This is a genomic window from Lysobacter dokdonensis DS-58 (assembly GCF_000770795.1).
Classification (GTDB): Bacteria; Pseudomonadota; Gammaproteobacteria; order Xanthomonadales; family Xanthomonadaceae; genus Noviluteimonas; species Noviluteimonas dokdonensis.
Genome location: NZ_JRKJ01000010.1, coordinates 21,080 through 34,802, shown reverse-complemented (window position 1 = coordinate 34,802; position 13,723 = coordinate 21,080). Strand labels below are relative to the sequence as shown.

Below are 13,723 nucleotides of genomic sequence, written 5' to 3'. Positions count from 1 at the left end.
TTGATTGCCTGTGCCTTAGCGGGCGTAGACGTCGGTGGCGGGGAAGAAGTACGAGATTTCGATCGCGGCGTTCTCGAGCGAATCCGAACCGTGCACGGCGTTGGCGTCGATGGAGTCGGCGAAGTCGGCGCGGATGGTGCCCGCGGCGGCGTCCTTCGGATTGGTGGCGCCCATCAGGTCGCGGTTCTTCAGCACGGCGCCTTCGCCTTCGAGCACCTGGATCATCACCGGGCCGGAGATCATGAAGTTCACCAGCGCGCCGAAGAACGGGCGCTCGCGGTGCACGGCGTAGAACCCTTCGGCTTCCTGCTTCGACAGGTGCTTCATCTTCGCGGCGACGACCTTCAGGCCGTTCTTCTCGAAGCGGGAATAGATTTCGCCGACGACGTTCTTGGCAACGGCATCGGGCTTGACGATCGACAGGGTGCGCTCCAGCGCCATGGGGAAACTCTCCGGGCAGGCGGGCTCGCGACATGCGCGCGAGCCCGAGGATAACAGAAAAACCCGCGACGGAACGCGGGTTTAGCCGATATGGCTGGCGGTGATTCTAGCCGTTGCACGCGGCACTTGCACGCGTGGAACACAACCCGGCGTAAGCGGCCGCATTCAATCGACCGTTTGACGATACGCCTGCGTACGCAATAGGATCGAACAAGCGTTTGAACCACGCGCTTGAATCCGCCGTCCGAAGGAGCCCCGATGCCTGCCACCGTCCACTTCTCCACCAAGGACCGCATCCTTGGGGCCGCCGAGGAGCTCTTCGCCCAGTTCGGGTTCGCGGGCACGTCCCTGCGCCAAGTGACCAGCCGCGCGGACGTCAACATCGCCGCGGTCAACTACCACTTCGGCAGCAAGGAGAACCTGGTCAACGAGGTCTTCCGCCGCCGCATGGACGACATGAGCGCGCACCGCCTCGACGCACTGAAGGCCGCGATGCACGACCACCCGGGCGAACTCGAACCCATCCTCGCTGCCTTCGTCGAACCGGCGCTGGCGATGGCGCAAGACCGCCACGGCGGCGGCGCGTTCATCCGCGTGATCGCACGCGCGTACGCGGAAAAGAACGACGGTTTGCGCAAGTTCCTGTCCGATCAGTACGGCCACGTGCTGCGCGAATTCGCGAAGGCCATCGCCGGCTGCATGCCGGGGTTGTCGAAGGAGGCGCTGTACTGGCGCCTGGATTTCCTGTCGGGCGCGCTGACGTACGCGATGGCCGACTTCGGGCTGATCAAGCGGCCCTCCGGCGTGTCCGAAGCCACGCACCGCAAGCATGCCGCCGAGGAGCTGATCCGCTTCGCGGCCGCCGGCTTCAAGAGTTGAAGCAATACATGAAGTTGTCCGACTTCCACTTTCCCGTTCAAGGGCTTACGTAACATGTCGAAGAAATTGCTTGTACGCCGGGCCGCCGTGCTCGGCGCGGGCGTGATGGGCGCGCAGATCGCCGCGCACCTCACCAACGCCGGCGTCGATACGGTGCTGTTCGACCTGCCTTCGAAGGAAGGCCCGCCCGACGGCATCGCGATGAAGGCGATCGCCAACCTCGCGAAGCTCTCCCCCGCTCCGCTCGCCGACAAGGCGCTGGCCGAGCGCATCGTGCCGGCGAACTACGACACCGGGCTGGACCTGCTGCGCGGCTGCGATCTGGTGATCGAAGCGATCGCCGAGCGCATGGACTGGAAGCAGGACCTCTATCGCAAGATCGCGGATTACGTGCCCGACCACGCGGTGCTCGCGAGCAACACCTCGGGCCTGGGCATCAACGCGCTGGCCGGCGTGCTGCCCGAAGCCCTGCGCCACCGCTTCTGCGGCGTGCACTTCTTCAACCCGCCGCGTTACATGCACCTCGCCGAACTGATCCCGGCGCACACCACCGACCCGGACATCCTCGAAGGCCTCGAAACCTTCCTCGTCACCACGCTCGGCAAGGGCGTCGTCTACGCGAAGGACACGCCGAACTTCATCGGCAACCGCATCGGCGTGTTCTCGATGCTGGCCGCGATGCACCACACGCAGCGCCTGGGCCTGGGCTTCGACACGGTCGATGCGCTGACCGGCCCCGCGATCGGCCGTCCGAAGTCGGCGACGTATCGCACCGCGGATGTCGTCGGCCTGGACACGATGGCCCACGTCATCAAGACGATGGCCGACACGCTGCCGAACGACCCGTGGCATCAGTACTTCAACGCGCCGGCGTGGCTGCAGGCGCTGGTGTCGAAGGGCGCGCTCGGCCAGAAGACCGGTGCGGGGTTCTACACCAAGCGCGGCAAGGACATCCTCGTCGTCGACCTGGCGAAGCAGGACTACGTGCCCAGCGCCGGTGAACTCGACCCGTCGGTCGCCGAACTCCTGAAAGAACGCGACCCCGCGAAGAAGTTCGCCGCATTGCGCGCCAGCGAACATCCGCAGGCGCAGTTCCTGTGGGCGTGCTTCCGCGACACGTTCCACTACACCGCATACCACCTGGCCGACATCGCCGACACCGCGCGCGACGTCGACCTCGCGATCCGCTGGGGCTACGGCTGGTCGCTCGGTCCGTTCGAAACGTGGCAGGCCGCGGGTTGGAAGCAGGTCGCCGATTGGATCGCCGAAGACATCGTCGGCGGCCAGGCGATGGCGAATGCGCCGTTGCCGGACTGGGTGTTCGATGGCCGCGAAGGCGTCCACGGCGCCGCCGGCAGCTACAGCCCCGCACGCAGCGCAATGGTGCCGCGTTCGGCCAACCCGGTGTACCAGCGCCAGCGCTTCCCCGATCCGGTGCTCGGCGAGAAGTTCTCGCAAGGCCGCACCGTGTTCGAGAACGACGGCGTGCGCATGTGGGTCGACGAAGGCGACGACATCGCGGTGGTCGGCTTCAAGACCAAGCTGCAGACGGTCAACAACTTCGTGCTCGATGGCCTGCAGGAAGCGGTCGGGATCGCCGAACGCGACTTCAAGGGCCTGGTGATCTGGCAGCCGAAGGAGCCCTTCTCCGCCGGCGCGGATCTCGCCGGCGCGCTCGGCCTGCTGCAGGGCGGCGACGTCGCGGGTTTCGAAGCGATGGTCGCCAACTTCCAGGCCACCAGCCAGCGCATCAAGTATTCGCTCGTGCCGGTCGTCGCAGCCGTGCGCGGCCTGGCATTGGGCGGCGGGTGCGAATTCCAGATGCATGCGGCGCGCACGGTGTTCGCGCTGGAAAGCTATGTCGGCCTCGTCGAGGCGGGCGTCGGTTTGCTGCCGGCCGGCGGCGGGCTGAAGGAACTCGCGCTGCGTGCCTCGCAGGCCGCGGGTCCGGGCGGCGATGTGTTCGCGCAACTCAAGACGGCCTTCGAGTCCGTCGCGATGGGCAAGGTGTCGGCGTCGGCACTGGAAGCCAGGCAGTTGAAACTCGCGCGCGAGGGCGATGTCGTCGTGTTCAATGCGTTCGAATTGCTCGACGTCGCGCGTGCCCAGGCACGCGGGCTGGCCGATTCCGGCTATCGCCCGCCCCTGCCCGCACGCAACATCCAGGTCGCGGGCGATGTCGGCATCGCGACGTTCAAGATGATGCTCGTCAACATGCTCGAAGGCCGGTTCATCTCCCCGCACGACTACGAGATCGCAACGCGGATCGCCACGGTGTTGAGCGGCGGCGCCGTCGACCGCGGCACGACGGTGGACGAGGACTGGCTGCTCCGCCTGGAGCGCGAACATTTCGTGGCGCTGGCGCAGATGCCGAAAACGCAGGAACGCATCGCGCACATGCTCAAGACCGGCAAGCCGCTCAGGAACTGACTGACATGACCAAGCAAGTACAGGACGCCTACATCGTCGCGGCCACCCGCACTCCCGTGGGCAAGGCGCCGCGCGGCGTGTTCCGCAATACCCGCCCCGACGACATGCTCGCGCACGTGTTGCGTAGCGTCGTCGCGCAGGCGCCGGGCATCGATCCTGCGCGCATCGGCGACATCATCATCGGCTGCGCGATGCCCGAGGGCGAGCAAGGCATGAACGTCGCGCGCATCGGCGCGCTCCTCGCCGGCTTGCCGAACACGGTGGCCGCGCAGACGATCAATCGTTTCTGCTCGTCGGGCCTGCAGGCCGTCGCGCTCGCGGCGGACCAGATCCGCCTCGGCCATGCGGACCTGATGCTCGCCGGCGGCACCGAATCGATGTCGATGGTGCCGATGATGGGCAACAAGGTCGCGCTGAGCCCGTCGGTGTTCGACCAGGGCGGCGAGAACGTCGCCATCGCCTACGGCATGGGCATCACCGCGGAAAAGGTGGCCGAAGAGTTCAAGGTCACGCGCGATGACCAGGACGCGTTCGCGCTGGCCTCGCACCAGCGCGCGCTCGCCGCCATGCAGGCCGGTGAATTCGATGCGGAGATCACCCCGTACGAAGTCGTCTCGCACATCCCCGATGGCAATGTCATCCGCGAAGTGCGCCGCGTGGTGAAGCTCGACGAAGGCCCGCGCCCGGATACCTCGCTCGAAGGCCTGGCCAAGCTCAAGCCGGTGTTCCGCAACGGCCAGTTCGGCGGCTCGGTCACGGCGGGCAACAGCTCGCAGATGAGCGACGGCGCGGCCGCGGTGCTGCTCGCCTCGGAACAGGCGATCAAGGATTACGGCCTGACGCCGCTGGCGAAGTTCAGCAGCTTCTCCGTCGCCGGCGTGCGCCCGGAAGTGATGGGCATCGGCCCGATCGCAGCGATCCCGAAGGCGCTGGCACAGGCCGGGCTCACGATCGACCAGATCGACTGGATCGAACTCAACGAAGCCTTCGCCGCGCAGGCGCTGGCGGTGATCCGCGATTCGAAACTCGATCCGGCGAAGGTGAATCCGCTCGGTGGCGCGATCGCGCTGGGCCATCCGCTCGGCGCGACGGGCGCGGTGCGCACCGCGACCATCGTGCACGGCATGCAACGGCGCAAGCAGAAGTACGGCATGGTGACGATGTGCATCGGCACCGGCATGGGCGCCGCGGGCATCTTCGAAGCGGTGTGATCCACGCGTGCGGCGCGCTCGCTATTCGCGGCGCGCCGCCCTCGCCAGCAGCACCAGGAAGATCGCCAGCACCAGCACCGAGGCGAGCAACAACGCGAGCAGGCATCCGGCGTAAACGGGGACCAATGCGGCGCCCCACCCGCCCAGCGCACCGATGCCCGCGGCGAGGCCGGCGAGCGTCAGCAACGACACCAATGCGAACGGAAAGAACGGCACGCGCGGCGGAAAGCCCTCGCGCGTGAGCCGCCTCCCGGCGCGCACCTGGACCGCGACCAGCGCCAGCGTGTGCACGCACGCGACCACGCTCGACAGCTGATAGACGAGGGGCTGCGCAAGGTCGAACAACGACAGCCACAAGGGCAATAGCGCGAGTACGAGCGCGCCGATGCTCGTGCCCAGCATCCACGACAACGACCAGATGTCGCGCGGATGCCAGCCATCCGGCGATGTCGTTCGGATCGCCGCGATCAGGCCGGAGAAACCCGCCAGTGCGACGCCGAGTTGCGCGATGGCGAGGAGGAAATCGGCGACGGGCATCGCGCCTCCCCGCCCTGCATCACTTGAGCTCGACGACGCCGAGTTCGTCCAGCGCCGTCTGCATCGTGCGCGCCGCGGCTTCGCTGAGCTTCTCGTGGTCGAGCGCGTAGCGGATCGTCGCTTCGATCAGCCCGATGTGCGTGCCGCAATCGAAGCGCGTGCCCTTGAAACGATAGGCGTGGACTTCCTGTTCGGTCAGCAACTGCGCGATCGCATCGGTGAGCTGGATCTCGCCGCCCGCGCCGGGCTGCACCTGTTCGAGCAGGTCGAAGATGCGCCCGTCGAGCACGTATCGGCCGACGACGGCCAGGTTGCTCGGCGCATCTTCCGGCTTGGGCTTTTCGACGATCGCGCTGATGCGGCCGTTGCGGCCACTGAAGTCTTCCGTCGCCACGATGCCGTAGCTGCCGGTCTTCTCGCGCGGCACGTCCTGCACGGCGAGCACGCTGGCGCCGGTCTGCGCGGCGTGGTCGGTCATCTGCTTCAGTGCGCCGGGGCCGCGGTTCCAGATCAGGTCGTCGGGCAGCAGCACGGCGAAGGGCTCGTCGCCGATCACTTCCTTCGCGCACAGCACCGCGTGGCCGAGGCCGAGCGCTTCGGCCTGCGTCACGAACACCGCGCGCACGCCGGGCGGCAGGACGTTACGCACCAGTTCGAGTTGTTCGTGCTTGCCGGCGCGCTCGAGTTTCTGTTCGAGTTCGTAGGCCTTGTCGAAATAATCCGCGACGGCGTGCTTGTAGCGGTTGGTGATGAACACGAGCGTGTCGCAACCGGCTTCGATGGCTTCATCGACGGCGTACTGGATCAGCGGCTTGTCGATGATCGGCAGCATTTCCTTGGGCACGGTCTTGGTGGCCGGAAGGAAGCGCGTGCCGAGGCCGGCGACGGGGAACACGGCCTTGCGCACGCGGCGGTTGGCGTTGGGGGATGCGGGGGTCATCAGATCCTGCGGGCGTTGCGGGCGGGAAAGTTCACCACGGTGGCGGCCGGCGCGTGCACGGCGGGTGCAGGCGCGAATTCGGGGACCGAAGCGCGCAGCACGCGCGACATCGTCTCGAGGTCGTACTGCGCGCAGGCCGAACGCAATTGCACGATGGCCTCGCTCACCGCATCGGGCGAGACGGCGCGCGGTTCGGCCTGCAGGATCTTCGGGTGAGAGGTCGGGCGATAGCGTTCGTCGGCGTGGAAGAGCGTTTCGTGCAGCTTCTCGCCGGGGCGCAGGCCCGAATACACGATGGCGATGTCGCGGCCGGGTTGCTTGCCCGCCAGGCGGATCATCTGCTCGGCGAGCACGCGGATCGCGACCGGTTCGCCCATGTCGAGCGTGTAGACCGCTTCGTGCGAGCCGATCGCCGAGGCCTGCAGGATCAACTGGCACGCTTCCGGGATCGTCATGAAGAAGCGGGTGACTTCCGGATCGGTGACCGTCACCGGCCCGCCCTTGCGGATCTGTTCGCGGAACAGGGGCACGACGCTGCCGGCCGAATCCAGCACGTTGCCGAAGCGCACGGTCACGAACCGCGTGGAGCGGCGGTCGACCAGCGACTGGCACGCGATCTCGGCCAGGCGCTTGGTGGCGCCGAGCACGTTGACCGGATCGACTGCCTTGTCCGTGGAAATCAGGACGAATGTCCCGACGCCGCTGTCATGGCACGCATGCGCCACCGTGTCCGTGGCAAGCACGTTGTTGCGCACCGCTTCGCGCAATTGGTCTTCGAGCAACGGAACTTGCTTGTATGCGGCGGCATGGAAGACCGCGTCGGGTTCCGACAGGCGCAATGCATGCGCGATGACCGCGGGGTCGCCGCAATCGCCGAGCAGCGGCACGCAATCCAGGTCCGGGAAGTCGCGCTGCAGTTCCGCGACCGTGGTGGTGAGCGCGAGTTCATCGATCTCGACGATCGCCACGCGCCGCGCGCCGTGCTTCGCGCACTGGCGACACAGCTCCGCGCCGATCGAACCACCGCCGCCGGTGACGAGCACCGAGCGGCCGCCGAGCCAGCCACGGATCGCCTTCCAGTCGGGCATCACGGGGCTGCGGCCGAGCAGGTCCTCGATCGCGACTTCCTTCAGTTCGCCGGGCTGCGAGCGGCCTTCGAGCATGTCGTCCAGGCGCGGCACCATGCGGAACGGGATGCCGGTGCGCTCGCACACGGCGACCACGCGTTGCAGGAGCGTGGCGTGCACCGACGGCATCGCGATGACGATCAGGCGCGCGGCGGTTTCGCGCGCGATGGATTCCAGGTCGGCGATCGGCCCGAGCACGGGCACGCCCTGCACCTTGCTGCCACGCAATTGCGCGGCGTCGTCGAGGAAGCCGACCGGTTCGTACGCACCGGTGCGATGCATGTCGCGCACGAGCGCTTCGCCGGCCAGGCCCGCGCCGAGGATCAGCACGCGCACGCCCTGCGCGTGGTTGCGCGCGAGCGCATGTTCCTTCCAGACGCGATACAACAGGCGCGGCGCGCCGAGCAGGCCGACGAGCGCGAAGGGATACAGCACGAGCACCGTGCGCGGCACGGTGTCCAGGCGGTTGTAGAGGAACAGGCCGATGGTGATCGCGATGACGCCGAGCAATGCGGCCTTCGCCAGGTTGAACAGGTCGGGCACGCTCGCGAAACGCCACAGGCCGCGATACAGGCCGACGCGCCAAAGCACGAGGCCCTGCGCGAAGAGCACCAGCAGCATTTCGGGCGAGGTCAGCGGGGGGACGTCGACCGGCGTGCCGGCCAGGCCATGGCGGACGAGCCGCAGGCCGTTCCAGCTGAGCCAGACCATCATCAGGTCGTGTGCCAGGACCGCGGTACGCGGCAGCACCGACGCCCAATTCGGACGCCACGACATCATTCGGTGTATTCCTTCACCGCGGCACTCCTTTCCGTTTGCAGCATCCACCAAACCCCTGCACCGGCGGTATACCACGCGACGGCGACAGCGGACACCCACGTTCCGCTCCGCCCGGGGCTTCCGAGGGCGACCATCAGACCGATGGACGCGAGCGTCCACGCCGCGTAAGCGAGCGTGACCTTCGCGTGCGACCCCGTGCGGCGCGCCCACTGTTGGTACAGGTGCTGGGCGTGCGGTCGCCACCAGCGTTCCCGGCGCACCACGCGCCGGGCCAGCGTCAGCGTGGCGTCGATGGTAAAGGCCGAGAGCGGCAAGGCCCAGAACCACGCGTTCACGGGCGGACTGTTCGCCACCATATTGATGAGCAAGGCCGCGAGTGCGAATCCGAGCGCCCCGCTCCCCACGTCGCCAAGGAAGATGCGCGCTTTCGGGAAGTTGAACGGCAGGAACCCCAGTGTCGCGGCGGCCATTCCGAAGGCCCACCAAGACCACGGCCCTGGATGCAGGACGCCGATGGCCAGCGCGCACAGCAGCGCCTGCGACGCCGCAATGCCGTCGATCCCGTCCATGAAATTCCAGATGTTCGCCAGCGCCATCGCCAGCACGAATGCCGCGACAGCGAAGATCGGTTCATGCGTCGCGTGCCACGTGCCCATCGCGAGCAGGCCCGCGGCGACGATCTGAACGCCCAGGCGCAGGAAGGGCGACAACGGACGATGGTCGTCGACCAGGCCCACGCCCGCGACGAGCGCCAGACCCGCGAGCGCGCAGCCCAGTTCGACCGGATCGTTCACGACGCGCAGCAACCACAGACCCGTGAGCAGCAACGCGACCACGATGGAAATTCCGCCGCCGCGCGGCGTTGGCACCGAATGCGCGCGGCGTTCGCCCGGAGCGTCGAGCACGCCGCGGCGCAGCGCATAGACGCGCGCGAGCCACGTACCCGCCACACCGATCGACAGGCTGGCGCACAGCCAGGCGGCGAACATCAGACGACCGCGTAGTTCAGCAACGGCTTGATCGAACCCCATTCCTTGCAGCTGGGGCATTGCCAGTGGTGCGCGCGTGCGCCGAAGCCGCAACGGTTGCAGCGGTAGCTCGGATTGCGCACGAGCAATTGGTCGGTGATGTGCTTGAGGTCTTCGAGCGTGGCGGCCGGATCGCCGCCGTCGGCGAGCGTGAGGTCGATCAGCGCCGCTTCGCCGCGCACGGAAGGACGATCCTTGAGCTGCTGCGCCAGATATGTGCGCGCAGAGGTGACGCCCTCTTCCGACTCGACCATCTTCGTCAGCGCGAGCACCGGCGCGACACCACGATAGTGCTCGATCATCTCGGTGAGGAAGCTGCGTGCGCCCGACAGGTCGCCGACGCGTTCGTACGCGGGCAGCAGCTGCGGGAGGATTTCCGGCAGGTAGTCGGCGTCGATGCGCGCGACGCGCTCGAACGCGCGGATCGCGGCGGCGTCGTTGCCGTCGTCCAGTTCGATGCGGCCTTCGAGGATGCCGGCGCGCACGGAGTTGGCATCGGCTTCGTACGCACGGGCGACGGCGGCGCGTGCGGCTTCCACTTCTCCCGCGGCGCGATGGCGGTCGGCGAGTTCGCATTCGAATTGCGCGACCAGCTTGCCCATCGGCTCACTGGTGATTTCCTCGAAGCGCGTTGCGTTCTCGATCGCCTTCGCCCAATCGCGTTCGGCCTGGTAGATGCCGATCAGATGCTTGAGCGCTTGCGGTGCGCGCATGTCGAGGCGCACGAGGTCGCTGAAGACGGTCTCCGCGCGATCGAGCAACCCCGAGCGCATGTAGTCCTCGCCCAATGCGAGCAGCGCCTGCACCTTCTGCTGGTCGGACAGGTCGGGCCGCTGCACGAGCGCCTGGTGCAGGCGGATCGCGCGATCGACTTCACCGCGACGGCGGAACAGGTGGCCCAGGGCGACCTGCGTTTCGAACGTGTCCTTGTCCAGCTCGGCGATGCGCAGGAAGACTTCGATCGCCTTGTCGGGTTGCTCGTTGAGCAGGTAGTTCAGCCCGCGGAAGTACGTCGTCGACAGACGACTGACCTGCGTGTCGCTGTGGCGCTCGCCACCGCGGCGGCCGATGAGCCACCCGCTCCACGCCGCGAGCGGCAGCAGCAGGAAGAACCAGAACCACTGGTTGACGAATTGCAGCATGCGTCAGGGGATCGGCCGGTCGATGGGGGGACGAGCGTCGCCAGGCTTCTGCGCGCGACGCAGGCGGTGGTGCAGGGGCAGGATGACGCTGGCCGCAAGCGCGAGGCCGCCGGCGACGACGCCGACGAGCAGCGACACCAGCACGATGACGCCGAGCGAACTGGTCGCGCGCGCGAAACCGAAGTCGAGCACCGCCGGTTGCGGATTGAGCGCGCCCACGACGATGCCTGCCGCGAGGCATGCGAGGGCGATGAGGATTCGGATGAGGCGGATCATTCGGCGCTGCGGCTCCTTCGCATACGAGGGATCAGCTTAGCCGATGGGTCAGGCGTCCGGTTCGACGGGCACGACGCCGCTGACGCGTTCGCGCAGTTCCTTGCCGGGCTTGAAGTGCGGCACGTGCTTGCCCGGAAGCGCGACGGAGTCGCCGGTCTTCGGGTTGCGCCCGAGGCGCGGCGGGCGGTAGTGCAGCGAGAAGCTGCCGAACCCGCGGATCTCGATGCGTTCGCCGCCACTGAGGGAGGCGCCCATCATCTCGAGCAACGACTTCACCGCGAGATCGACGTCGTCCGCCTTCAGGTGGCCCTGACGCGCGGAGAGGATCTCGATCAGTTCGGACTTGGTCATTCGGGCTCGTCGGTCGCTGGCGGGACGTGCGGGTCTTGCTTGTGCGAAAGGCGGCCCGGGTCACCGGGCCGCCTTCGCGGGACTACCTTACTCGGACTTGTTGTTCAGCTGCTCGCGGAGCAGCGCGCCGAGGCGCGTGGTGCCCGTGGAAGCGTCCGATGCCTTGTTGTACTCGGCCAGGGCTTCGGCGGTGTCCGCCTCGTCCTTCGCCTTGATCGACAGCTGCAGCGTGCGGCCCTTGCGGTCCATGCCGATGAACTTGGCTTCGACCTGGTCGCCGGCCTTCAGGTGCTGGGTGGCGTCGTCGATGCGGTCGTGCGAAATGTCGCGCACGGACACATAGCCTTCCACGCCGTCGCCCAGGTCGATGGTCGCGCCCTTGGCGTCCACTTCCTTGACGGTGCCCTTGACCTTCGAGCCCTTCGGATTGGCGGCCATGTACTGGCCGAACGGATCCTGCTCGAGCTGCTTGACGCCCAGCGAGATGCGCTCGCGTTCCGGGTCGACCGCGAGCACGACGGCGTCGAGGTTGTCGCCCTTCTTGAAGTTGCGCGCGACGTCTTCGCCGGTGGAGTTCCAGCTGATGTCCGACAGGTGGATCAGGCCGTCGATGCCGCCATCCAGGCCGATGAAGATGCCGAAGTCGGTGATCGACTTGATCTGGCCCGACACCTTGTCGCCCTTCTTGTGGATCGCCGCGAACGTTTCCCACGGATTGCTGGTGACCTGCTTCATGCCGAGCGAGATGCGGCGGCGCTCTTCATCCACGTCGAGCACCATGACCTGCACTTCGTCGCCGACCTGGACCACCTTGGACGGGTTGACGTTCTTGTTGGTCCAGTCCATTTCGGACACGTGGACCAGGCCTTCGACGCCCGGCTCGATTTCGACGAACGCGCCGTAATCGGTGACGTTGGAGACCTTGCCGAACACGCGGGTGTTGGCCGGGTAACGACGGGCGATGTTGTCCCACGGATCCTCGCCCAGCTGCTTGAGGCCGAGGCTGACGCGGTTGCGCTCGCGGTCGTACTTGAGCACGCGGACGTCGAGTTCCTGGCCGACTTCCACGACTTCGGACGGATGGCGCACGCGCTTCCAGGCCATGTCGGTGATGTGCAGCAGGCCGTCGATGCCGCCGAGGTCCACGAACGCGCCGTAGTCGGTGAGGTTCTTGACGACGCCCTTGAGCACCGCGCCCTCGACCAGCTTCTCGAGCAGCTGCTCGCGCTCTTCCGAATGTTCGCTCTCGACCACCGCACGGCGGGAGACGACGACATTGTTGCGCTTGCGGTCAAGCTTGATGAGCTTGAACTCGAGTTCCTTGCCTTCCAGGTACACCGGGTCGCGGACCGGGCGCACGTCAACCAGGGAACCGGGCAGGAATGCGCGGACGTCCTTGATGTCGACGGTGAAACCGCCCTTGACCTTGCCGCTGATGCGGCCGGTGATGGTTTCGTTCTTCTCGAGGGCCTGCTCGAGTTCGTCCCACACCATCGCGCGCTTGGCCTTTTCGCGGGACAGCACGGTTTCGCCGAAGCCGTTCTCGAGCGAGTCGAGCGCGACCTTCACTTCGTCGCCCACACCCACGTCGATTTCGCCGGCGTCGTTGCGGAACTGTTCGATCGGCACGATGCCTTCGGACTTCAGGCCGGCGTTGATGACGACGACGTCCGTGCGGACCTCGACGACGACACCGGTGACGATGGAGCCGGGCTTGAGCTTGGCCAGGCTGGCCTGGCTCTGTTCGAACAGTTCGGCAAAAGATTCGGTCATTGCAGCGGACATTGGAAATTCTCAGGCGGTGCTTCGGGATGAAGCGCCAGGGGGTTGGAGGAATGAACCGCGACGCGCACCCATGCGCGCCGTGGGCTTTACTGCATCAGTGCGAGCACGCGCTCGACGACGGTCTCGATGGACAGGCCCGTGGTATCGATGCGGACGGCATCATCGGCCGGCCGCAGCGGTGCCACTGCCCGGTTCGCATCGCGGGCGTCGCGGGCGAGGATCTCCCGCAGCAGACCGGGCAATGTAACGGAAACTCCCTTGTCGCTCAACTGCTTATGGCGCCTTTCGGCCCGTTCCTCGGCACTGGCCGTCAGGAAGACCTTGATGGCGGCGTCGGGGAAGATCACGGTGCCCATGTCGCGGCCGTCGGCCACCAGGCCCGGCGGGCGGCGGTAGGCGCGCTGGGCGTCCTTGAGCGCAGCGCGGACTTCGGGGATGGCCGCGATGGCGGAAGCGGCCGCGCCGGCGGTCTCGGTGCGCAGCTCATCGGTGGCGTCAACGCCGTTGACGATGACCCGCGGCTCGCCGCCATCGTCCTCGCGGAAGTCGATGACGGTGTCGAACGTGCAGCGAACGAGCGCCGAAGCGTCGGAAAGGTCGATATCGTTCCAGCTGGCGCTGATGCCCACCGCGCGGTACAACGCGCCCGAATCGAGGTAATGCCAGCCCAGGCGCTGGGCCACGTGGCGGCTGATGGTGCCCTTGCCGGAGCCGGAAGGGCCGTCGATGGTGAGGACGGGCGGGAGGGAAGTCTGAAGGGGGGCGTCGGTCATGGCACGGGATTGTAGTGCAACCA

12 protein-coding genes and 1 pseudogene are annotated in these 13,723 nt (G+C 67.1%); 3 read left to right on the top strand and 10 right to left on the bottom strand.

Going from position 1 to position 13,723, the window contains the following annotated elements; translation table 11 throughout:
• Positions 1–15: 15 nt before the first annotated feature.
• Positions 16–441 (bottom strand): nucleoside-diphosphate kinase, encoded by a 426-nt coding sequence (gene ndk, locus LF41_RS09225; protein ID WP_036168868.1) that lies wholly within the window; start codon positions 439–441, stop codon positions 16–18.
• Between the two features lie 258 nt (positions 442–699).
• Between ndk and LF41_RS09220 the strand changes: the two genes are divergently transcribed.
• From LF41_RS09220 to LF41_RS09210, 3 genes are read left to right on the top strand one after another with little or no spacing between them, the layout of a single operon-like run.
• Complete coding sequence (locus LF41_RS09220; protein ID WP_036168866.1) at positions 700–1,320, top strand: TetR/AcrR family transcriptional regulator; 621 nt, start codon at positions 700–702, stop codon at positions 1,318–1,320.
• A 54-nt stretch (positions 1,321–1,374) separates the two neighbouring features.
• A complete protein-coding gene (locus tag LF41_RS09215) occupies positions 1,375–3,750 on the top strand; it encodes a 3-hydroxyacyl-CoA dehydrogenase/enoyl-CoA hydratase family protein (protein ID WP_036168864.1) in 2,376 nt (791 codons plus the stop codon).
• Positions 3,751–3,755: 5 nt separating this feature from the next.
• Positions 3,756–4,961, top strand: a complete 1,206-nt coding sequence (locus tag LF41_RS09210; protein WP_036168862.1) for an acetyl-CoA C-acyltransferase — start codon at positions 3,756–3,758, stop codon at positions 4,959–4,961.
• A 21-nt stretch (positions 4,962–4,982) separates the two neighbouring features.
• Here the strand turns inward: LF41_RS09210 and LF41_RS09205 are convergent, their stop codons facing one another.
• From LF41_RS09205 to cmk, 9 genes and pseudogenes are all read right to left on the bottom strand, one after another.
• Positions 4,983–5,498, bottom strand: coding sequence for a hypothetical protein (locus LF41_RS09205; protein WP_036168860.1), 516 nt, complete (start codon positions 5,496–5,498; stop codon positions 4,983–4,985).
• Between the two features lie 19 nt (positions 5,499–5,517).
• On the bottom strand, positions 5,518–6,438 hold the full coding sequence (gene galU, locus LF41_RS09200; protein WP_036168859.1) for a UTP--glucose-1-phosphate uridylyltransferase GalU: 921 nt from the start codon (positions 6,436–6,438) through the stop codon (positions 5,518–5,520).
• Positions 6,438–8,345: a polysaccharide biosynthesis protein gene (locus tag LF41_RS09195; protein WP_036168857.1), complete on the bottom strand. Its 1,908-nt coding sequence runs from the start codon at positions 8,343–8,345 to the stop codon at positions 6,438–6,440. Before LF41_RS09195 ends, galU begins: the two co-directional genes overlap by 1 nt.
• Positions 8,342–9,334 carry an MraY family glycosyltransferase gene (locus tag LF41_RS09190; RefSeq protein ID WP_052116292.1) on the bottom strand — a complete coding sequence of 331 codons (993 nt, stop codon included), beginning with the start codon at positions 9,332–9,334 and terminating at the stop codon, positions 8,342–8,344. The genes LF41_RS09195 and LF41_RS09190 overlap by 4 nt, the downstream gene beginning before the upstream one ends.
• Positions 9,334–10,515 (bottom strand): lipopolysaccharide assembly protein LapB, encoded by a 1,182-nt coding sequence (gene lapB, locus LF41_RS09185; RefSeq protein ID WP_425599472.1) that lies wholly within the window; start codon positions 10,513–10,515, stop codon positions 9,334–9,336. Before lapB ends, LF41_RS09190 begins: the two co-directional genes overlap by 1 nt.
• 3 nt (positions 10,516–10,518) lie before the next feature.
• On the bottom strand, positions 10,519–10,791 hold the full coding sequence (locus LF41_RS09180; RefSeq protein ID WP_052116291.1) for a lipopolysaccharide assembly protein LapA domain-containing protein: 273 nt from the start codon (positions 10,789–10,791) through the stop codon (positions 10,519–10,521).
• 48 nt (positions 10,792–10,839) lie between these two features.
• Positions 10,840–11,154 (bottom strand): annotated as a pseudogene (locus tag LF41_RS09175) (integration host factor subunit beta); the annotation flags it as partial.
• Between the two features lie 75 nt (positions 11,155–11,229).
• Positions 11,230–12,915 (bottom strand): 30S ribosomal protein S1, encoded by a 1,686-nt coding sequence (rpsA, locus tag LF41_RS09170; RefSeq protein ID WP_036168852.1) that lies wholly within the window; start codon positions 12,913–12,915, stop codon positions 11,230–11,232.
• Positions 12,916–13,013: 98 nt separating this feature from the next.
• Positions 13,014–13,700: a (d)CMP kinase gene (gene cmk / locus LF41_RS09165; protein WP_036168850.1), complete on the bottom strand. Its 687-nt coding sequence runs from the start codon at positions 13,698–13,700 to the stop codon at positions 13,014–13,016.
• Positions 13,701–13,723: the final 23 nt, after the last annotated feature.

What these genes read in the sequence shown, in the direction of transcription:
- ndk (WP_036168868.1), bottom strand. Translation starts at nt 441, where the DNA reads ATGGCGCTGGAGCGCACCCTGTCGATCGTCAAGCCCGATGCCGTTGCC.
- LF41_RS09220 (WP_036168866.1), top strand. Translation starts at nt 700, where the DNA reads ATGCCTGCCACCGTCCACTTCTCCACCAAGGACCGCATCCTTGGGGCC.
- LF41_RS09215 (WP_036168864.1), top strand. Translation starts at nt 1,375, where the DNA reads ATGTCGAAGAAATTGCTTGTACGCCGGGCCGCCGTGCTCGGCGCGGGC.
- LF41_RS09210 (WP_036168862.1), top strand. Translation starts at nt 3,756, where the DNA reads ATGACCAAGCAAGTACAGGACGCCTACATCGTCGCGGCCACCCGCACT.
- LF41_RS09205 (WP_036168860.1), bottom strand. Translation starts at nt 5,498, where the DNA reads ATGCCCGTCGCCGATTTCCTCCTCGCCATCGCGCAACTCGGCGTCGCA.
- galU (WP_036168859.1), bottom strand. Translation starts at nt 6,438, where the DNA reads ATGACCCCCGCATCCCCCAACGCCAACCGCCGCGTGCGCAAGGCCGTG.
- LF41_RS09195 (WP_036168857.1), bottom strand. Translation starts at nt 8,345, where the DNA reads ATGATGTCGTGGCGTCCGAATTGGGCGTCGGTGCTGCCGCGTACCGCG.
- LF41_RS09190 (WP_052116292.1), bottom strand. Translation starts at nt 9,334, where the DNA reads ATGTTCGCCGCCTGGCTGTGCGCCAGCCTGTCGATCGGTGTGGCGGGT.
- lapB (WP_425599472.1), bottom strand. Translation starts at nt 10,515, where the DNA reads ATGCTGCAATTCGTCAACCAGTGGTTCTGGTTCTTCCTGCTGCTGCCG.
- LF41_RS09180 (WP_052116291.1), bottom strand. Translation starts at nt 10,791, where the DNA reads ATGATCCGCCTCATCCGAATCCTCATCGCCCTCGCATGCCTCGCGGCA.
- rpsA (WP_036168852.1), bottom strand. Translation starts at nt 12,915, where the DNA reads ATGACCGAATCTTTTGCCGAACTGTTCGAACAGAGCCAGGCCAGCCTG.
- cmk (WP_036168850.1), bottom strand. Translation starts at nt 13,700, where the DNA reads ATGACCGACGCCCCCCTTCAGACTTCCCTCCCGCCCGTCCTCACCATC.